Annotated in this window: 12 protein-coding genes; 8 read left to right on the forward strand and 4 right to left on the reverse strand. The window is 28.9% G+C overall.

What is annotated here, in order from left to right; genetic code table 11:
- Nucleotides 1-2: 2 nt before the first annotated feature.
- The 4 genes from XO11_RS07395 to XO11_RS07410 all read left to right on the forward strand — a co-directional run bounded on the left by XO11_RS07395 (nt 3) and on the right by XO11_RS07410 (nt 6,538).
- Entirely contained in the window at nt 3-1,145 is a 1,143-nt protein-coding gene (locus XO11_RS07395; protein ID WP_014296985.1) for an Ig-like domain-containing protein, read from the forward strand.
- Nucleotides 1,146-1,171: 26 nt separating this feature from the next.
- Nucleotides 1,172-3,874 (forward strand): fibronectin type III domain-containing protein, encoded by a 2,703-nt coding sequence (locus XO11_RS07400; RefSeq protein WP_217671890.1) that lies wholly within the window; start codon nt 1,172-1,174, stop codon nt 3,872-3,874.
- A gap of 62 nt (nt 3,875-3,936) precedes the next feature.
- Nucleotides 3,937-6,144 (forward strand): methyl-accepting chemotaxis protein, encoded by a 2,208-nt coding sequence (locus XO11_RS07405; protein WP_175418435.1) that lies wholly within the window; start codon nt 3,937-3,939, stop codon nt 6,142-6,144.
- Between the two features lie 166 nt (nt 6,145-6,310).
- Complete coding sequence (locus XO11_RS07410) at nt 6,311-6,538, forward strand: hypothetical protein (RefSeq protein WP_175418436.1); 228 nt, start codon at nt 6,311-6,313, stop codon at nt 6,536-6,538.
- A 22-nt stretch (nt 6,539-6,560) separates the two neighbouring features.
- Here XO11_RS07410 and XO11_RS07415 read toward each other — a convergent pair whose 3' ends face one another.
- On the reverse strand, nt 6,561-9,083 hold the full coding sequence (locus XO11_RS07415; RefSeq protein WP_175418437.1) for an adenosylcobalamin-dependent ribonucleoside-diphosphate reductase: 2,523 nt from the start codon (nt 9,081-9,083) through the stop codon (nt 6,561-6,563).
- A 184-nt stretch (nt 9,084-9,267) separates the two neighbouring features.
- Between XO11_RS07415 and XO11_RS07420 the strand changes: the two genes are divergently transcribed.
- On the forward strand, nt 9,268-9,864 hold the full coding sequence (locus XO11_RS07420) for a TetR/AcrR family transcriptional regulator (protein WP_175418438.1): 597 nt from the start codon (nt 9,268-9,270) through the stop codon (nt 9,862-9,864).
- 13 nt (nt 9,865-9,877) lie between these two features.
- Nucleotides 9,878-12,001, forward strand: coding sequence for an RND family transporter (locus XO11_RS07425; RefSeq protein WP_175418439.1), 2,124 nt, complete (start codon nt 9,878-9,880; stop codon nt 11,999-12,001).
- A gap of 42 nt (nt 12,002-12,043) precedes the next feature.
- Here the strand turns inward: XO11_RS07425 and XO11_RS07430 are convergent, their stop codons facing one another.
- Together XO11_RS07430 and XO11_RS07435 are read right to left on the reverse strand one after the other, a co-directional pair.
- Nucleotides 12,044-13,246, reverse strand: a complete 1,203-nt coding sequence (locus XO11_RS07430; RefSeq protein WP_175418440.1) for a flagellin — start codon at nt 13,244-13,246, stop codon at nt 12,044-12,046.
- Nucleotides 13,247-13,286: 40 nt separating this feature from the next.
- Complete coding sequence (locus XO11_RS07435) at nt 13,287-15,422, reverse strand: hypothetical protein (RefSeq protein WP_175418441.1); 2,136 nt, start codon at nt 15,420-15,422, stop codon at nt 13,287-13,289.
- Between the two features lie 211 nt (nt 15,423-15,633).
- Here XO11_RS07435 and XO11_RS07440 point away from each other — a divergent pair, with 211 nt between their 5' ends.
- The gene (locus XO11_RS07440) at nt 15,634-17,721 is read left to right on the forward strand and encodes a methyl-accepting chemotaxis protein (protein ID WP_175418442.1); all 2,088 of its coding nucleotides are present in this window, start codon (nt 15,634-15,636) and stop codon (nt 17,719-17,721) included.
- A gap of 35 nt (nt 17,722-17,756) precedes the next feature.
- Here the strand turns inward: XO11_RS07440 and XO11_RS07445 are convergent, their stop codons facing one another.
- A complete protein-coding gene (locus XO11_RS07445; protein ID WP_041639012.1) occupies nt 17,757-18,491 on the reverse strand; it encodes a WecB/TagA/CpsF family glycosyltransferase in 735 nt (244 codons plus the stop codon).
- 199 nt (nt 18,492-18,690) lie between these two features.
- Between XO11_RS07445 and lon the strand changes: the two genes are divergently transcribed.
- Nucleotides 18,691-21,051, forward strand: a complete 2,361-nt coding sequence (gene lon / locus XO11_RS07450) for an endopeptidase La (RefSeq protein ID WP_175418443.1) — start codon at nt 18,691-18,693, stop codon at nt 21,049-21,051.

Consider the following 21,051-nt stretch of genomic DNA (forward strand, 5'->3'; position numbering starts at 1 on the left):
TAATGAAGAATCTAAGGGGTATATTATTGGGGATAATTATCCTGATATTATTTGTAGCAGGTTGTACGTTAAAACAGGATCAAAAACCTGTTATTCAGTTAGTAGAGCCTAATTCTGATATTATAGATAGCGGTTTTAATTTTCATTTAAAAATTTCAGATGATGTATATTTAAAGGGTTTGACGATTATGATAAATAATTCTGAAAAAATAGAAGTGGTAAGAAATCCTGAATTTAGTATTTTAAATGATGGCCTTGATTTAATGAGTTCTTTTAAAATTAATGTATTAAACGATAAGTCAATAGAATTAATATCATTAAAACCATATCCTATAGATGAAATCCCTGATGGGGAAATATTACATATACTTATAACAGCTGAAGATAATATTGATAATAAAACAGAATTGGAAAAAGACTTAAAGGTTGTTAGAAAGCCTATTATTAAATTACTTCCTTCGGAAGAAGCATATGACACAGTAGAAGGTACATTTGATATAATGGCATATATAAAAGATATAGATGCTGAAGGGAAAGAGGATTTAAGCGAATATTCAATAAACTTATATCATAAAGGTAATTTAATAGATTCAACACTTTCTCCAGTTGAAATGAAATACAATGAACACGATAAGGATGCTACGGTTACAACGCAAACATTTGAAGCATATAGATATCCTGTTGGCGATACACTTGAGTTAAAAATTTCAGCAACTGATAGAGCATCAAATACAGTAACTTTAGAAAAGGAAATAAAAGTTGGGGGAAAAGCTCCGGAGATAACAATTATAAAACCAAATATGTTATCCTCAGGTGCAACAATTGTTAATATAGAAGCAATGGTTACAGATGATGTTGAAATAAAGTCAGTAAGATTATTGGTTAATGATGTAGATATAAACGGAGATATACATATAAAATCACTTGATGCGCCAGCATTAACGCTTGATGAATTTAAAAAGAAAGAATATGTAAAAAAGGTTTTTATAACTAAAAACAATGTGGAGCTTAAAGATTCAGAAACAAGGATTATAATCGAAGCTGAAGATAGAGCCGGTAATATTGTTTCGAAAGGATTTAAAATTGTTATAGTCAATAATGAAAATTCACCAACAAAGAGATTTAAAATAGTAAAAGAGTGGTGATTATTATAAAAAAATATATTTTGTTTGTGTTTTATCTTATATTATTCCAGCTCTTTTTTGGACAATCACTTAAATTAAAAAGTATATTTCCAGAAAATAATAGCGAAGGCATTTCGCCAACAGGTGTAATATTAAAATGGAACTTTGAAAATACGGAAAATAAAAAAATTACATATGATATATATTTAGGGGAGAATAATTCTCCCCGTTTGTATAATGAAAATCTTCCAACAAATATATATCCGGTAAAATTTTTAAAACCGGAAACAACATATTTCTGGAAAATTGCTGTTAAAGAAAATGGTGAAAAAATATATGAAACCCCTATTTTGAAATTTAAAACAAGAAAATACAATAATGGCGAGTTAATATGGGTAGCTTTTGTGAAGGATAAAACTCAAATTTTTTCATATGAAAATTATACTGTTACTGCTGGGAATAACGTTATAGATATATATGATGAAAATAAAAAAATAAAATTTTCATTAAAAGAAAGATTTGTAGATATAGATATTAAAGGGGAATTTATATATCTTTTAAATAATTCATACATAAAATTATTTGATATTTCAAGTGGGAATTTAATTAACCAAATTAATCTTGATAACATATATGCCAGTATTAAAATTGATAGCAATAATAATATATTTATATACAACAGCAAAAGACTGGAAAAATTAAATGGAAAAAGTGTGGTTTTTAGGATATCCTTCGATTCAGAAATAGAAAGTGTAATATTTAAAAAAGATTTTTTTGCAGTAAAAACCCAAAAAAACTTTTCTGTTTTTGATTTAAATGGCCAGATAATTAAAGAATTTAAAATTCCCGGTCAAATACTTGAATATGATAATAATATAATTGTTTTTAAAAATGCAAATTCGTTAATAATGTCTGATTTTTCTGGGAAGATGATAAAATTACCGTTTTATGCAGAAAAAATAAAGATTTCAAATGGATATATTATATATTATGAAAAAAACTATCTAAAGCTTTATAACTATAAAACCAAAAGAATTCTTGAATTTAAAAGTTTTTCTGATTTTTTAGATGTGAAAATAATAAACAATATCATTTATGTGTTTGGTGAATACACATATGCTCAGGACTTTTCAGGTAATATAATATGGAAACATTATTTTCAGGGGAATATAATTGTTTCAAAAGTTATAAAAACAGAAAGACAAACTTTTGTATTTATATTAAAAGACAGAAATTACAATAAAATTGTTGAAATATATGATTACGATATCGGTAAAAAAGAGAATAATAAAATCATAGCTGAAAATACTATATCAGATGAAAATATATTAAAAAATGAAACAAAAGAAAGTTTAATATCAACACCTATACTTTTATATCCTGAAAATGGAGATATTATAAATACTTATACTGTTTCACTAAAATGGAAAATGCCACATTCAGAAAATGCGACAAATATAAGATATGAGATATTTTTAAAAGAAATAGGAAATGGATATATAAAAGAACAAAAAATAAAAAATATAAAAAATAATGAATACACAATAAATTTAAAACCAGAAAAAAGATATATCTGGAAAGTAATAGCTGTTATAAATGAACGTAAAGTTGAAAGTTCTGAAAAAGAATTTTTAACAGGCAAAATGGACTTTGTTTTAAAAAGGCTAAATATGGCAGCAGATCAGATGCTTTTGGATTTATATATCAACAATGAAAAAATATATTTTACAGGTTATGGCGAAAATCCCGAATATAAAATATTGAACTTATTATATGGTGAAATTGATTTTAAATTTTCAAATCCAGATGTAAAAATATATTTGGAGAAATTTGAAAATTATGGAAAAAAGATAGAGGTTACAGATGATTCAAGTGCAATGATTATAGGTTTTTCCAGCAAAAAAGATATTCGCGGGGATATGTATTTATGTTTATTAAATACAAAAGATAAAAAAATTCTCTGGGAAACATTTGCTGGAAGTACCAAAAGGGATTCATTTGAAGACTTTTATTTTGATAAAAATGAAGGATACATATACACCACAGGTACAATTGGGAATGATCGCTCTGAGACAAATATACAAATTTCAAAATATTCTTTAACAGGTTATAGAATATGGTCAAAAGAGTATGGAGGATATGATCTTGAATTTGCATCCAAAATAATAAAATTGGATCCATATTCATTTATTTTAGCAGGATCCACAAAATCATTTGGGAATGGAGGATATGACTTTTATATAATAAAAACCAATGAATTAGGTGAAAAAATCTGGGATTTAACAGCAGGTACTTCAAAGGACGATTTTGTTTCAAATATAATTCCTATTTCTAAAAATGAATTTATTGTGATTGGAACATCATTTAGAGATGTCCTTCAGCCATATTTTGTTAGATTAGATTCAAATGGATTTAAAACATATGGGAAAATTATTCCATTTGTAAATGATATAAATATTGTAAAAGCTATAAAAGAAGGAGAGTATATATATACTGTTGGCTGGGTTAGAGATAAAAATACATTAATAAGAAAAGGATTTATTGCAAAATTCAACTTTAACGGAGAAAAAATCTGGGCAAAAAGTTTTTCTATAAAAAAACAGGATACTATTTTTACAGATATAGGATTTATAAACAATAAAATGATAATTGCAGGAGTTTCTGAATATAAAAGTCCTAATTTAAGAGATATTATATTCATTCAAACAACAGAAAAGTATATTCTTTCAAATTTTACAGATGAAAAATAATAGTAAAAAATATGTTATAATATTAAATACGAAGGGGTATTCTATTTCAGGGAGGGGTAATAATGAAAATAAACGGAAAGATTCTGTTGTTTGTTTCTCTCATACTTATTATTTCCTTTTCTGTTTTTCTTTTTTATAGCGTTATTCAATCGCAAAATGCTTTGGAAGAAAGTTTTGTTAGTAAATTGATAGTTGCGCGTGATTCAAAGAGTATGTTTTTAAAAAACACCTTATCTTTAATAGAAAAAGATCTTGAGTATTTTTCAAAACTTCCAGTAATAATGCAGGATTTTAATGATATTGTAGCTCAGGAAACAATGTTTAAAAGTATGGGGGATACTGAAAATTTCTTAAAAGAATTAAGAGAAGTATATTATGAAAAAAATCCTTATAAAGAAAGAGAAAAGCTGATAAACTTTTTTTACGATGAAAATTTCGATGAATCAAAAATTTCAGATGCTGCACAAACAGATTTATATCCCTACAATTCAACCCATGAAGATTTACATCCTCTTTTAACGAAATTTGTTGATACAAAAGATATTTATTATGATATTTATCTTGTGTCAAAAGACGGAAATATACTATACTCTGTAAAAAAGAATGAAGATTTTGCTACAAATTTGAAAAATGGAAAATATAAAAATACTCAACTTGGAATTTTATTTAATATATTAGAAAGTTCTGGAGATACAAAAGTACATTTTTCAGATATAGGTAAATATAATGCCGGCAATAAAAAATATGGTTTTTTTGCAGGAATAAAAATCTTAAATGATTATGATGAAGTATCTGGATATTTTATAGTATATATTGATACAAATTATCTTGAATCTGCTTTAAAAGATAAAAGTGGAATGGGAAAAACCGGTATTACATATATCGTGGGAACAGATAAATATTTAAGAAGCAATCTTCCAGATAAAGAGGTATTATTAACTCAAAAAGCCAATACAAAGCCTGTAGAAAAAGCATTAAAAGGTGAAACAGGCTGGATGGTATCAAATAATTTTGAAGGGGAAAAAGTCCTCAGTGCTTATGCTCCATTTCAATTTAAAGAAGTAAAATGGGCGTTTATTTCAGAAGTTTCTGTTGAGGAAGCATTTGCAGCATCTAAAAAGATAAGAAATTCCCTGATTTTTATGTCTTTGATTATTATTTTAATTTCAATATTATTGTCTCTAATTTTTTCCAGGAAAATTACCAATCCTCTTGTAAATCTCAGCAAAAAAGTTGATAAATTTGCTTCTGGAGATTTCACTGTGGATTTTAAAATTGAAGGTAAAGATGAAGTAGCCTTAATAGCAAATTCATTAAAAAATATGTCAGATAATTTAAGAGATACAACATTATGGATGCTTGAAGCTGGTAAAAAAATAGAAGAATCTTCAGAAATTTTAGCGAAAATTTCAGAAAAAACGGCTTCTCTCAATGATAATGTATTAAAAAAATCGCAATTAATTGAATCTAATTCTGAAAATGCTTCAGCAACAACAGAAGAATTAACTTCAGGAGTAAATGAAGTTTCTACAGCAGCTCAAAATGTTTCTGAAACCGCTGCTGAAATTTCAAGATCAGTAAATAATACAACTCAATTGACGCAAGATGGAGAAAAATCAATTATAAAAATTGCTGAAATTATAGATAATGCAGTAAAAAAATCCAAGGAAACAGAAAAAACGGTTGCAGTTTTGGCTGAAAAAGCTCAGAATATTGGAGAAATTGTGGAGACAATTACCAGTATAACCGAACAGACAAATCTACTTGCTCTAAATGCAGCAATAGAAGCAGCAAGAGCTGGAGAAGCAGGAAAAGGTTTTGCTGTTGTTGCTGATGAAATTAGAAAGTTAGCAGAAGAAAGTAGAAAGGCTACTGAAGAAATAGCCAAAATATTAAATGAAATAAAAGATGGCGCTGCAAAAGCCAATCAGGCTACAGATGATACTGTAAAAGTTATAAGTCAGGTTGAAATAAGTGCAGATGAAATTCAAAGAAAATTCTCAGAGATACTTGAAAGAGTTGAAAGCATTAATGCAAGAGTAGAAGATTTAACAGCAAGTGCGCAACAACAAAGTGCTTCAACAGAAGAAATGGCTGCAGCTACAGATAAAACGGCACAAATGATATTGGAAATATCAAAAGAAGTATCAGATATAACAAGAGAAATTGAAGACGAAAGTCTGGAAATAGAAAATGTCAGTGAAAAAGCTATGGATTTATCGAAACTTGTAGAACAATTAAACGAAAGACTTAAAAAATTTAAGATTTAGAAATAAAACACCACCAATTAAGGTGGTGTTTTTTAAATTAATATATCATTGATTAATTAATTATTTGTAAAATTATTAGGACTTTTTAATAATTATTTGACATGAGATAAACTAGTATGTTATAATTCATATGTGAAAAATAAGTTTAAACAAAGAGGATGATAGTATGAAAGGGAAACAATATAATCATGAAGAGATTGAAAGAATAATTGCTGATAAGATCAAACAGGCAAATGAGCTTTTAAAAGAGGTTGAAGAATTACTAGATGAAGAAAGTCATTTAATTGAAACTGAGTCTCAAAGCCGATTAGGAGAACTTATAAATGGGCATATTGCTCTAAGTGAACATTCTGAAGAAATCAAAGAGAAAAGCGGAACTTCCCAAAAAGATTAGGAAGATCCGCTTTTTATTTATTTTAAGAGCATTTAGACCATCCGCAGGTTTTACATGAAATACATCCTTCTGTCATTAACAGGGAATTTTTGCTTAGACAGGTAGGACAATATGTATTACCTTCGTTATCTATATAATAGCCTTTTGTATATTCGAGTTTATTAGCGTGAACAAACTTTTCAACTTCTTCTCTACTTAAAGGTTTTCCAACATGAAATACCTCAATATCTCCTTCGTTGTCTTTCCATAAATCTTCGAAATCCTCAAGTGCTTTCTTAATTTCACCAGAAATACCTTTACAATATGTACCTTTTACTTTTGACAGCTGCTCTAAAATTTCATCTGCTGAGACACCTGATCTCAAAGCGATGGATGAAAGTCTTCCTATAATTTCTGCGGTTTCTGTACCATCAGAAAGGAATATTTCTATTGCTTCACCGTTATCATCAAATGAAACTGTAATATATACCGTTCCTGATCCTGTTTTATATTTTCTTGTTACGCTTTTTAAAGTATCCTTTCTTGGCCTTGCTCTTAATTTATGCTTTTCATCAAGAACAAAGAAAGTAACCTTTTTATCGTCTTTCTTTTTTGCTTTGGTTAAAACCTGTGTTTCTAATGAGCCATCTCTATATATTGTAATTCCTTTTAAACTTAATTCCATAGCCATTTTATATATATTTTTAATATCATCAACAGTTGCTTCTTTAGGAAGGTTAATGGTTTTGGAACATGATGCATCAAGATAGCTTTGAATCATATGTTGAGCCATTAAGTGATCTTCACCTGAAATGTCCATGGCAGTTACAAAAACGCGTTTTATTTCCTCGGAAATACCTTCAATATTTTGAACACTCCCTTTTTCTATAATCTCTGCTTCTAACTCACTGGTGAGTTCTCCATCTAATTTTTCTTTTAGAATTCTGTTCATATATGGTAAAGGGACTCTATTACCTTCTTTGTCTGTCATATATCTAATATATGCAAGCATAAAATTTGGTTCTATACCACTTGAAGTATCTGCAATATTTGAAATTGATCCTGTTGGTGCAACAGTATTAACCTGCACATTTCTTTTAAATTCTTTTGCTTCATTAAAGAAATGTTTTCTAATAAGCTCATTCCACTTTCTTATATTTTCTGAAAAATCATCTTTGAGCATGGCAAAAGGAATAAATCCTTTTTTGTATTTTGATTTGTCAAATAGAGGGAAACTTCCTCTTTCTTTAGCTAATTCAGTACTTGCAAGATGTGAATAATATGCAAACTGTGCAGTACTTTCAGCCATAAACCTTCTTCCTTCTTCAGAATTATAAGCTAATTCCTTTTTAAACAAAGCATCAGCAAGGCCCATAATACCGAGACCAATAAATCGTTGTTCCTTTGAAACCTTATCTATTTCTTCAAGTGGATAAACGTTAATATCTATAACATCATCAAGAAAGCGGCTGCACCAGTAAATTAAATCCTTGAAAAGCTCGTTATTTTCATGATCAGGGTTTCCAAGATTAACAAAATCCACAACCTTAGCCAGATCAATAGAACCAAGATTACAACTTCCATATGGAGGAAGAGGTTCCTCACCGCATGGGTTAGTAGCACTTACAGGAGTTACATCGCTTAGTGCATAATACTTATTGTGCCTTCCTAAAAATAGCATTCCGGGATCGCCTGATTTCCATGCATTATTTGCAATTAAATCAAATAACTCTCTTGCTTTTATTGTTTTTTTTATATTTGAATTCGGATGACTAAGTTCAATTTCTTCATCGTTTTCTAACTTTTTTAAGAATTCTTCTGGATTATCGAAATTAACGGAGATATTGAAATAGTTTAATACAGACTTACCATCATTATTCTTTTTTGAATTAATAAAATCAATTACATCAGGATGGTCATATCTCATAACAGCCATTTGAGCGCCTCTTCTTGCTCCACCTTGCTCTATTGTTGAAGCGGTAGTATTAAAGACATTCATAAAACTTATTGGACCAGATGATTTTCCACCTGTGCCAGCAATAGAACTATCTTTTGGTCTTAAAACAGAAAAATCATATCCCACACCACCGCCATATTTTTGAATTAAAGCTGCATCTTTAACAGCTTCAAATATTCCTTCCATAGAGTCTTCTAATGGAACAACAAAACACGCAGATAACATATTATGTCTATTTCTTGAATTATATATTCTTTTATAATCTTCAATAGTCATTTCTTCTAAGGGCTTTTTAAATATTTCTAATGGCAAAGTTTTTCCAGAATTGAATAATGTTGGACTATTGGGAAGGAAAACACGACTTTTAAGAAGTTTATAAAATTTCTTTTCAACATTTCTTATTTCTTCAATATCTTCCGTATATAAAATTTCAGCGCTGGCTATATATCTTGAAACCCTCCTTGTAATATCTTCCCAGCTATGTTCAAGATAATTACCTTCTCCATCTTTAAGAAAATATCTATCTCGTAATATCCTTTCAGCATTTTCAGATGGAGAAATATTTATAAAATGGTCAAGAAAATCATCAAGATTAAAAATTTCAGTCACACCATTACCCCCTTCGATTTTATTCCAAAAAAGATTATACCACAATATATGGTGGGAGTTACCAATTATTTACACAAGAAATAGTGGAATATTATAATATAATATTAATAAAAAAAACAGTTGACTTAAAGATTTTTTTGTATTATAATAAAAACGAACGTTCGTTCGAAAGCGGGGTGAGATTTTGAAAGGTGTAAAGGAAAGGATTATGGATGCAGCAGTAGAGTTGTTTTATAAAAAAGGATTTGCCGCAACAGGAGTTAGAGAAATTGCAAAAAAAGCTGGTGTAAGCACATCAATGATTAATTATCATTTTGGTTCAAAAATGGGGATTTTGAAAGAAATAATGGAAGTTCTTTTTGAAAAGCTTATTGAGGAATTTAAAGTTACAAATCTTGATGGGAAACCGCTTGAAGAGAGGATAAGAATTGCTATTAAAGCTCTTGTAAAATCAATAAAAAACAATGAAAAGATGTTCAGAATTATGCTCATGCAAATTCCTGATGAAGAAAGTGATTTAATTGAATACAGGGCATCTAAGGTAAGGGAAATTATTTATAGCGTGTTTAAAAATCATTTTGAAGGATTTGGAGATGAAAAACATTTTGAAATTTTAGGTCCAGCATTGAGCGGTATGATTTTTTCGCATTTTATTTTAAAGGATATTATTCCCCAGGTCTCAGGAATAGAATATCCAGAAGATTTTTATGACACTTACGCAGATTATATTGCAGATTTATATCTTCATGGAGCATTAAGCATTATCAATAAAAATAAGTAAAGGGGAGATAAATATGGAAAGATATGTAGATTTTATAAGAAATCATAGAAAAGGTTTATCAATTCTTCTTGCTATAATTAATATTGTAGCGCTTATAGGGTTATTTAGAATAAGATTGAATGTTGATATGAAAACATTTCTCCCAACTGATTCTGCGTATTTAACAACATACGATGAAATAGAAAAAAAATATGATTTATCAGATCAATTAATTGTAATGTTTGAACTTAATAAAGATCCTTTAAAAGATATAAATACGTATAAAAAATTGTGGCAATTACAGAGGGAACTTGAAGAGATAGATGGTGTAAACTTTATTTCCAGTTTATTTCCAGAAAACTTACCGGGATACAATATAAAAAATGCTGATGAAATTACAGAGAACTTTATAAAAAAGATAGATTCTATTGAAATGTTTAAAGATAAGTTTTTAAGAGAGAAAAATGGGAAATACTATACACTGTTTACTATACCATTAAAAACAGAGGACTTTAAAGTGGTTAATGAAATAGAAAAAAAACTTGAAGGTATAAATCACTACGGTGCTGGAACGGTATATTTTACAAAAAAATTATTTGATTATTTATTTAATCTTTATATTTATCTTCCGCCTCTTGCGTTTATAATAATGCTTATTATTTTCTCTTTACAATTAGGTTCTAAAAAAGCTGCATTTTTCTCTGTGATACCTGCTGGTATGGGATCGTTGTGGACATTGGGATTAATGGGATGGTATGGTAAGGAATTAACTATAGCCAGCGTTCTGGTTCCGATCTTTACCATTATTATGGGAAGTGCTGATGGAATGCATTTTTTAACGCATTATATAGAATATATAGAACGCGGTCTTAATAAAAGAACTGCTGTTATTGAAACATTAAAAAGTACCGGGATTGCAATGATTATGACAACTGTAACTACAATAATTGGCTTTATTTCAATGGTATTTATTAATTCAAATATGATGAAAGAAATGGGAATATGGACATCATTTGGTATAGGTTTTGCAGGAATTGCAACATTATATATATTACCACTTATTATTTTTGGTAATGTTGAATTAAAAAGAAAAAGAACACATGTATTTGATGTTTCTTTTGTAAAAAAATATTGGAATATAAAAGGTGTGTATATATACATAATCTTTATTTTAATTTTTGGATATTTAATTACTAATATAACAATAAAATTTGATCAGATTTCCATGTTTAAACGATATACAAAGGTAAGAAAAGACTATGAAAAACTTAGTTCTGTTTTTGATTTTAATATTCCTATTATGGTAGATTTTGGAACAACCCGAGAACCGCTTGATAAAATATATTTAAATGAAATGGGAAGTTTAAAAGAAACGCTTAAAGATAAAATATATGATTTTACATATCCACAGGAATTTTTAGATGTAATGGGAAGGGAATTATACAATTTTAAAATGTATCCAAATGCTTTACAGATTTTAATTATGAAAAAAGGTTTGAAAAATAATCCATTATTTGATCTTGTTAAAAACAGGGATTATCTTGCAATAATAACTCCAAAGGATAATTCAGAAGAAACTTTAAAAGAAATAGAAAATGATGTATTAAAACTTAAAGATAAGAAAATATTTAAATCAATAAATATAACAGGAATGCCTTTTGTTTTCAATGAAATGAATACTACAGTATTACACAGTCAGATAAGCAGTCTTATAATTAGTGTGGTATTTGTATTTCTATCACTATTTGTCATAGTAAGAAGTTTAAAAATATCATTTTTTGGAATATTACCATTATTTGGTGCATTAATTATAGAATTTGGTGTAATGGCATTATTTAAAATTCCGCTTAATATTATAAGTGCTTTAATGTCAAACATTACAATAGGTATTGGAATTGATTATGCAATTCATATGATAGGAACATATGGATATTATAAATCTCGAAGCGAAAATCCAATTGAGGAAACATTTAATGTTGTTCAAAAACCAATTATGGCAAATGCAATAGGATTGTCTTTAGGATTGTCTATATTAAACCTTTCTCCATTTACATTCCATTCACATCTTTCAGTAATAATGTGGTTTGGTATGCTTAGTGCATCAATGTTTACATTAATATTATTACCATATTTTTTCAGGAGATTTGATATAAAATAATTAGAACCCTTCGTATGAAGGGTTCTAATTTTATTGAGGATATTATCTGAATAACTGTGTAACCTGTTGTGGTAATTGATTTGCCTGTGACAACATTGCAGTACCACTCTGGAGTAAGATTTGTTGTTTTGTATATTCTGCATATTCTTTTGCCATATCTGCATCTCTGATACGTGATTCTGCTGCTGTTAAGTTTTCTGAAGCTACTCCTAAGTTCTTAATTGTATGTTCAAGCCTATTTTGAGCGGCACCTAATTTTGCCCTGAATGCAGATACCTTATAAATAGCTGCATCAATAGCACTTACAGCAAATTCTGCGTCACTTTGAGAGTTAATCTTCAAACTACTTACAATACCAATATTATCAGCTTTCATACTTTCAAAACCTAAAGATATAACCTGACCTTCATTGGCACCAATATGATACTGAATAGGATTTACTCCATTTGCTCCTGCTGTTACAAGGCCATATACAGCTATTGCACCACCATCGATTTTTGTTCCAGAAGCAAGAGTTCCACCATAATCTGTGATTTTAGAAATCTGTGTTTTATCCCATCCAATTATAATTGATCCACTTCCTACAACAACAGTTACAGAACTCGCATTTACTGATACTATTGAAGTTGATGTATCAATTGTTCCATCTTCTTTAACCACAGTAACCTTAACATCAAGTTGACTTGTTGCTCCACCAGCAAATTGTCCAACTTCTATAATAACATTAGCATTAACGTCTATACTATTTAAATTTCCTCCACTTTTAATTTCAAAATGAGCTGAACCAGGAGAAACAAGTTTAGCTTCTGCGCTTCTTGTTCCTCTAATTGAACCATCAAGAAGATTTTTTGTATTAAATTGAGTTGTCTTAGCAATTCTGTTAATTTCATTTCTTAATTCAGTGAATTCATTTTGTAATTGATCTCTATCAACATCTGTGTTAGTATCTGTAGAGGATTGAACTGCTAATTCCCTCATACGTTTTAAAATGGAATGAACTTCATCAAGCGCACCTTCAGCAGTTTGGATCATTGAAATAGCATCCTGTGCATTCCTGATAGCTGTGTTTAACCCTTTAATCTGGTTTCTCATTTTTTCTGAAATTGCAAGTCCTGCTGCGTCATCTGCTGCTCTGTTAATTCTAAGACCAGAAGAAAGCTTTTCGAGTGATTTGCTCATCTCACCTTTTACATTACTTAACGTTCTCCAGGCATTTAAAGCCTCCATGTTATGGTAGATTCTCATAAAAACTACACCTCCATGTTTTTATAATTGATTATAATATTTATTTTGTTTTGAATATTACAGAATATGGCTCACTGTCATATTTATCAGCTTTAGAATTATCAAATTCATCAACAATCTGGGAAGAATCAATTTTTATTTCCCAGGTTTGGGTTGAATCAAGAGTTATTCCTTCTAAAACACCATAAAAACCTACTTTTTTACCTTCTGGAAGATTATCCTTTAATAATGAAAACTGATAATTTTTATTTGTTTCATAAACCTTTACAGAAATAGTTAAAGAACTTCTTGTTTTAATAAATGATTCATCTATAAATTCTATATTTATTATTGGATTTGTTGTTGGCGTTGAGATGATTATATTATTTATTGTTGATATATTATTCTCAGGATCATAAGAATAAACAAGTTGATTGTCCAGGGTAACTCTATATAAATCTGGTGGTTGATCCTCTTTTACAAGAACTTCGAAATACTTTTTTACTTCAAAATTATTATCAACATCTTTAACAGAAATTTCCACTAAGTTATGACCAGATGGGAATTTATAAGAAGTAAAAACTGTATTGGTTCTTGTTTGTATAGGTTCAGACACATATTCATCTTTTCCATTTACTGAAAATGTATATACATATGTAGCTGGGTATGTATAAGCTGTTTTTAAATTAAATTTAATATTGAATTCGTTTAACTTATCTGACAGAGGGACAACGTTTATTTCTTCTGGCATAAAATACGAAATAATTGAGCCATCACTTTTTTTCTGTTCTAAAGTATATTCAAGTTCAAAATTATTTATAACTTCAGAAATTCTAAAATACTTATAATATTTTTTGGTATATTTTGTATCTTCTTTTATAATGGTTAAATCCAATTCATAGCTTCCTTTTTCAAAAAACATGGTATTTGTTTCTAATTCTGTTGCATTGGAGGTTAATTCTATAGGTTCTTTGTAATCTTTTCCGTCTTTTTTTAATATAATCTGGTATTTCAAATCATTTGAAAAATCATAATTTTTATTTACTCTTATTTTAAAAAATATAGGATCCCTGGTTGTTAATGTAGTATCATCAGTAATTAAAATATTTTTATTCATATAATCCTTTTTATATATTTCAAGAGTTGCATCAAACTCATCAAATTGCTTAACCTTTAAAGGATAAATAATTTCTGTAGAATATTCCGTAACTTCATTTATTACTGAAATATTCAGATTAATATCTCCGTCTTTAAGATAAAATGGACCATACTTAAAACTTTTTTCTGCTAACATTGTTGATTCAATAGTTGTATCTTCTGTTGAAATCTTATATGTATACGAAGCTGGTAAATCATATTTTTCATTTAAGTTTATTAATGCATATAACGGTTCATTGGTGGTTAATGTGCTATTTTTTGAAACTAAGTCTCCGTTAAAAGAATCTTTATGTAATTCAAAGGAAAAATTAAAAGTAGTATCTATATTTTTAGGGTTAACCTCAACGGTTGTTCTTCCAAAACCGTTATTTTGTGTATCATAAACTTCAACGCTAATAGTGTGTTTTTTATTTTCAAAAAACATAGGAGTTGATTCAAAGGTTTTGTTTTTTAAACTGCCACTTTCAATTAAATTAGAATCGAAGTATATTTTATATGTAAAATCGCTATTATATAATAGATTGTTGTCAAATGAAACCAGAGCTGTATAGTATCTATATGGATCATATAATTCAGTGCTATCAATAATTTCGTTGGTTTTAATATTTTTAAATTTCAAATTTGGGTTTAGTTCTTTTTGGTAGTCATAAATGTTCAAAATTAATGAATTATTGCTTTCATACGTATCTCCACCCAACAAAAATATTCCTGTAATCTTATATTTTCCTGCTTCATTAATTTTAAAAGAAGCAGTATATGTATATTGATCGACAGCAGTCATATTTACTGATTTTATGTTTGATGTATTATTCATATCTTCAATTTTTAATGTCGCACTTCCAATATCTGCCAGTGGAGAAGAAATTTTAAGAGTGATAGATTCATTTGCTTCTGAAACACTCTTGTTAATAACAGAAACACTCTCGCTACTATATGATATTTCCACATTAACTTCGAATTTTGATTTTGCAGGTTTAGTACACCCTGAAAAAAGTAGAATAAATATAAAAACAAGAAGATATATGTTTTTTAATTTCATACGGATCCCTCCATGGAAATTCTTTCAATATATCATTCTTTGGAAAAAATTTTTTTCCTAAAAATAAGAATCCTCAAAAATAATTAATATATTATCCTGTATGTAAAAAATGAGTATTAATTCAATATTAATCTTAATTTTCACACTTTAAAATTTAAACTAAAAAGAGTATAATTAATTACCAAAGAAAATTTTATAAAGAGGTGATATGATGAATTTAAAACAACGTATTTTACTTGATTTTTTCCTTATTGTGATTATTTCTGTTATAATTGGTGTTCTTGGAATATACTCTACAAACGATATAAAAACTTCTGTAATTGAAATTGCAAGCGAAAATCTTCCAAAAGTACAAAAGATTATGTCAATTTATCAATTGCAAACCGAAATTGAAAGATCAGAAATGGCTTTATTGGGATTTACTGATCAAAAATTAAGAACAGCAGAATATGAAAAAATTTCTAAAACATGGAAGGAAATAGACAGATTAATTAGTGAATATGAACAGATAAAATTGACAGATCAGGAAAAAAAATATTGGGTAGAATATAAAAAGAAATTACAAAATTGGAAAATAGAACATGCAAATTTCATGGCATTATCAAAAAAATTAGATGAAACCAAAATATTGGATCCAAAATCATTAAAGTTAGATATAAAAACATATGAAGCAGATTTATATCGCTTTGCCTGGATGCTGGAGAAATCCATACTTGAAAATGAACCATTTAATGAAGAATTAAATCCCCACAAAAACCCATTTGGAAGATGGCTTGATAGTTACCAGACAGAAAATGATTATCTTGCAGATATGTTTAAAGATATGAAAAAATACAATTCTGGATTATTAAAAACTGCAAGTACAATAAACAGATTTTTAAAAAAGCAGGATAGTAGTAAAACACAAATGATGCAGAAAATATATAATAATGCTTTAATGCCATATTTAGATAAAATATTTGATGTTTTTGATACAATTAATAATATTTCAGATGAGGCTTTAAAGTTAAAAGATCAAATGGCATATCAAAGTTTAAATGTAGATTTACCGTTGTTTGAAGAATCCACAGCAGTATTAAAGAAAATAGTTGAATATAATAAAGCAGAAGCGGAGAAAAAAGGCGAAGATGCTCTTTCTAAATCACAAAAAGCATTGTTTATGGTTCTTACAGGGATAATTGCAGGTGTGATAGTTTCAATATTACTTGGACTTATTATAAGCTCAAATATCTCAAAAAGAATAAATATCCTTATGAAAAAGATAAAGGCATTTGGTAAAGGTGATTTAACAGTAGACTTCTCTTTAAGTGGAAAAGATGAAATTGCACAGATGGCAAATTCTCTTGCAGTAATGGCAAAAGATTTAAGAAAATCCATGCAATTAATATCTGAATCATCCAATAAATTGGCTTTATCAGCTGACGCTTTGGCTTCAGTTTCCGAAGAACAAAATGCTATTTCTGAAGATTTACAGTCTCAATCCAGAATAATTGAAAGTAACACAGATGATGCATCAGCGTCTGTTGAAGAAGTATCATCAGGTGTTGAAGAAATCGCGGATTCAGCTCATTTAATTTCGCAAAGTGCAGAAGAGTTAGCGTTTAAAGCTACTGAAACATCAGAAGCAGCTAAAAATGGTGAAAAATCTGTAGAAAAAATTGTAGAAATAGTAGAAAAAGCAGTTGAAGAATCGAAAGTTACACAGGAAAAAGTACAGGCTTTGTCTGAAAAAGCTCAAAATATTGGAAATATTGTAGAAACAATAACAAAAATTACAGAACAGACAAATCTATTGGCATTAAATGCTGCAATAGAAGCTGCAAGAGCTGGTGAGGCTGGAAAAGGATTTGCGGTAGTTGCAGATGAAATTAGAAAATTGGCAGAACAGAGTAAATCTGCAACTGAAGAAATTGCAAAGATACTTATATCAGTAAAAGAAGGAGCTCAGGATGCAAATGAAGCTATGAACGATATAGCAAAGGTAATTAAAGATATTGATATTGAATCCGAAAATGTTTTTGAACAATTTAAAGCAATTCATGAAAAGGTTGAAGATATAAATATGAAAGTTCATGAATTATCCTCGGGAGCAGAAGAACAGAGCGCATCAACAGAAGAAATGGCTGCTGCTATGGATAGAATTTCTGGAGTTATAGATGAAATTTCTCAGCAGGTAAAACATATGGTTTCCGCGATTGAACAACAAACAGAAAGTTCAAGACAGGTAAATGAAGCAGCAGAAGAAAGTAATAAATTATCGCAATCATTGATGGAACTTATTAAAAAATTTAAAATATAAATAATAAAAGGGCATGCAAATCGCATGCCCTTTTATTATAAATTTATAACCTCTAAATTTACAGGAACCTCTTTTGAACGATAAATTTTAAAATAAAAATACATTAAATCTGGAAACTTTTTAAATCTCTTTGGTTCTCTTATCATTCTATATAACCATTCAAGACCGAATAATTGGAAAAATCTTGGAGCTCTTGAAACCTTTCCGGAAATTACATCTATACTACCGCCTACACCCATTGCTAATTTAACATTTAATCTATGTAAGTTCTTATATATAAATTCTTCCTGTTTTGGAACACCCATACCAACAAATAAAACCTCGGCACCACTATTATTAATCATATCGATAATATCTTCTGTTTCATTATCTTTAAAATATCCGTGATGTGTTCCAACAATAGAAATATTTTCAAATCTTTTTTCAAGGTTTTCCTTTGCCTTTTCAGCTATCCCTGGCTCTGAACCAAGTAAAAATATGTTATGTTTTTGCCATTCGCAGATTTTAAGCATTGTATCAATTCCTGGACAGCGCTCTGTATGATATCCCCATTTTTCAAGATATTTTACAACACCTATGCCGTCAGGAATAGAAATGGTTGAATTTTGCAATTCATACTTATATTCATTATTTTTGAAATATTCAAGAAACATAAGAGCATTTAAGGTCACTATCCAGACCTTTTCATCTGTTTCCATTTTATGCTTTATAAAATTCCACATATCTTCTTTTTTCCCCGATAACAATCTAAGACCAAACAACTGAACCATTTGAGTCACTATATTCCCACCTTTATGTTTTTTAATAAACGCTTCTATTTATTTTTTCTTTATCTTTACCTATAATACCTATAAATTACATTAATATGTGTTAAAATATTTTATGCATTTCTGTTTTTATTTTACCATAATAAATGATTAAAATATTGATAGGATTGTTAAAATTACAATAATAATGGAGGTTGAGCATATGGCAGAAAAAAGTGCTATAGATAAATTTATAGACAAGACATTAAGCGAAACATTTCCTGAAGAACTGCCTCTGATCCCTACCAGGGCTAAATTTGTTGTATTTCCAAACTCAATAATACCAATGATAATAGGAAGAAAAAAATCAATAGCTGCTCTGGAAGAATCGCTTGAAAAGTATAACAATTTAATGTTCTTTGTTTCTCAAAAAAATATAGAATTAGAAGAGCCAACAATAGATGATTTTTATAGAATAGGTACTATAGGAAAAGTTGTTCAAATAATTAGGGGACCTGAAGGAGAATATAAAGTTCTTGTTGAAGGACTTAAAAGAGCAGAAATAAAGGAATTTACAGAATTTGATGAAGTAATAAAATGTAAAATTAAACCACTAAATGTTTCATATAAAAAAACAAAGGTTTTAGAAGCTCTTGTTAGAAGAGTAAAATCATTATTTGAAAAGTATATCAGTCATACAAAGAAATTTCCACAGGAAGCTATAATGATTATAGAAGAAACAGAGGATCCAGAAGTAATAAGTGACTTAGTAGCTTCTGTATTGCCAATAGAACATACTGAAAAACAGGAAATTCTTGAAGAGTTACATCCTAAAAAAAGGCTTGAAATGATACTTGAAATTTTAACTCAGGAAGTTGAATTACTGGAAATAGAAGAAACAATTGAAAGTAAAGTGCGTGAGAAAATAGAAAAAGGTCAGAAGGAATTTTATTTAAGAGAAAAACTTAAAGTAATACAGGAAGAATTAACCGGTGAAGCGGAAAATGAATTTACATTATTAAAAGAAAAGATAAAAAAATTAAAAGCACCTGAATATGTAAAAGAAAAAGCGGAATACGAGCTCTCAAGGTTAGAGAAAATGTCACCATTTTCGCCTGAAGCTAATGTTTCAAGAACATATATAGATTGGTTGCTGGAATTGCCCTGGGAACAGAAAACGAGAGATAGATTAAACATAAAAGAAGCAGAAAAATTATTAAACAAAAATCATTATGGCCTTAAAGAGCCAAAAGAGAGAATTTTGGAATTTTTAGCAGTTAGAAAATTATCAAAAAAACCACGTTCTCCAATATTATGTTTTGTTGGGGCTCCTGGTGTTGGAAAGACCTCATTAGGTAAATCTGTAGCGGAAGCTTTGGGAAGAAAATTTGGAAGAATTTCGCTTGGTGGAATGAGAGATGAAGCTGAAATTAGAGGTCACAGAAGAACATATGTTGGAGCTATGCCGGGAAGAATAATACAATTAATAAAAAAACTTGGTGTAAAAAATCCAGTAATAGTACTTGATGAAATAGACAAAATGGGAATCTCATATCAGGGAGATCCAGCTTCTGCTTTATTAGAAGTACTTGATCCGGAACAAAATAATGCTTTTGTAGATCATTATCTTGAAATACCCTTTGATCTTTCTGAAATAATATTTATTACAACTGCAAATGTATTACATACTATACCAGGTGCTTTAAGAGATAGAATGGAAATTATACAGATTCCAGGATATACAGATGCAGAAAAATATTATATCGCCAAAGATTATATTATTCCAAAGCTACTTAAAGAACATGGAATAGAAAAAACTCAGATAAAAATAACAAAAGGTGCTTTACAAAAAATAATTTCAGAATACACAAGAGAATCTGGGGTTCGTTCCCTTGAAAGAATATTGGCAAAACTAATGAGAAAAGTAGCCTTAAAATTAGCAGAAGGTGAAAAAAGTGTTCATGTAAAAATAAATAATGTCAAAGAGTTATTGGGAACACCTCCATATTTCAGATCAGATAAACTTGAAAAACCAGAAGTTGGTGTAGCAACAGGTATGGCATGGACAGCATATGGAGGAGAAATTTTACAGGTAGAAACATTAATTACATCAGGAAAGGGAAAGTTAATAATAACAGGAAAACTTGGAGATGTAATGAAAGAATCTGCACAAATAGCTTTGACGTTGTCTAAAAAAATCATAGAAAAAAAAGATGAAAGTTTATTGGAAAAATTTGAGAAATGTGATTTTCATATACATGTTCCAGAAGGAGCAGTTCCAAAGGATGGTCCATCAGCCGGGGTAACTTTAACAACTTCTATAATATCCTCTATTCTAAATATACCTATTAGAAATGATGTTGCTATGACAGGCGAAATTACCTTAATGGGAAAGGTATTACCAGTTGGTGGAATAAAAGAAAAGCTTTTATCTGCATATAGAAGTGGAATTACAAACATAATAATTCCAAAGCATAATGAAAAGGATCTGGAAAAAATTCCAGAAGAAATATTAGAAAAACTCAAAGTTTATAAAGTAGAGAATATAAATGAGGTGTTAAAAATAGCCTTAATGGAGGGATAG

The sequence above is a fragment of the Marinitoga sp. 1138 genome, assembly GCF_013363265.1.
GTDB classification, from domain to species: Bacteria; Thermotogota; Thermotogae; order Petrotogales; family Petrotogaceae; genus Marinitoga; species Marinitoga piezophila.

What these genes read in the sequence shown, in the direction of transcription:
- XO11_RS07395 (WP_014296985.1), top strand. Translation starts at nt 3, where the DNA reads ATGAAGAATCTAAGGGGTATATTATTGGGGATAATTATCCTGATATTA.
- XO11_RS07405 (WP_175418435.1), top strand. Translation starts at nt 3,937, where the DNA reads ATGAAAATAAACGGAAAGATTCTGTTGTTTGTTTCTCTCATACTTATT.
- XO11_RS07410 (WP_175418436.1), top strand. Translation starts at nt 6,311, where the DNA reads ATGAAAGGGAAACAATATAATCATGAAGAGATTGAAAGAATAATTGCT.
- XO11_RS07425 (WP_175418439.1), top strand. Translation starts at nt 9,878, where the DNA reads ATGGAAAGATATGTAGATTTTATAAGAAATCATAGAAAAGGTTTATCA.
- XO11_RS07430 (WP_175418440.1), bottom strand. Translation starts at nt 13,246, where the DNA reads ATGAGAATCTACCATAACATGGAGGCTTTAAATGCCTGGAGAACGTTA.
- XO11_RS07435 (WP_175418441.1), bottom strand. Translation starts at nt 15,422, where the DNA reads ATGAAATTAAAAAACATATATCTTCTTGTTTTTATATTTATTCTACTT.
- XO11_RS07440 (WP_175418442.1), top strand. Translation starts at nt 15,634, where the DNA reads ATGAATTTAAAACAACGTATTTTACTTGATTTTTTCCTTATTGTGATT.
- XO11_RS07445 (WP_041639012.1), bottom strand. Translation starts at nt 18,491, where the DNA reads ATGGTTCAGTTGTTTGGTCTTAGATTGTTATCGGGGAAAAAAGAAGAT.
- lon (WP_175418443.1), top strand. Translation starts at nt 18,691, where the DNA reads ATGGCAGAAAAAAGTGCTATAGATAAATTTATAGACAAGACATTAAGC.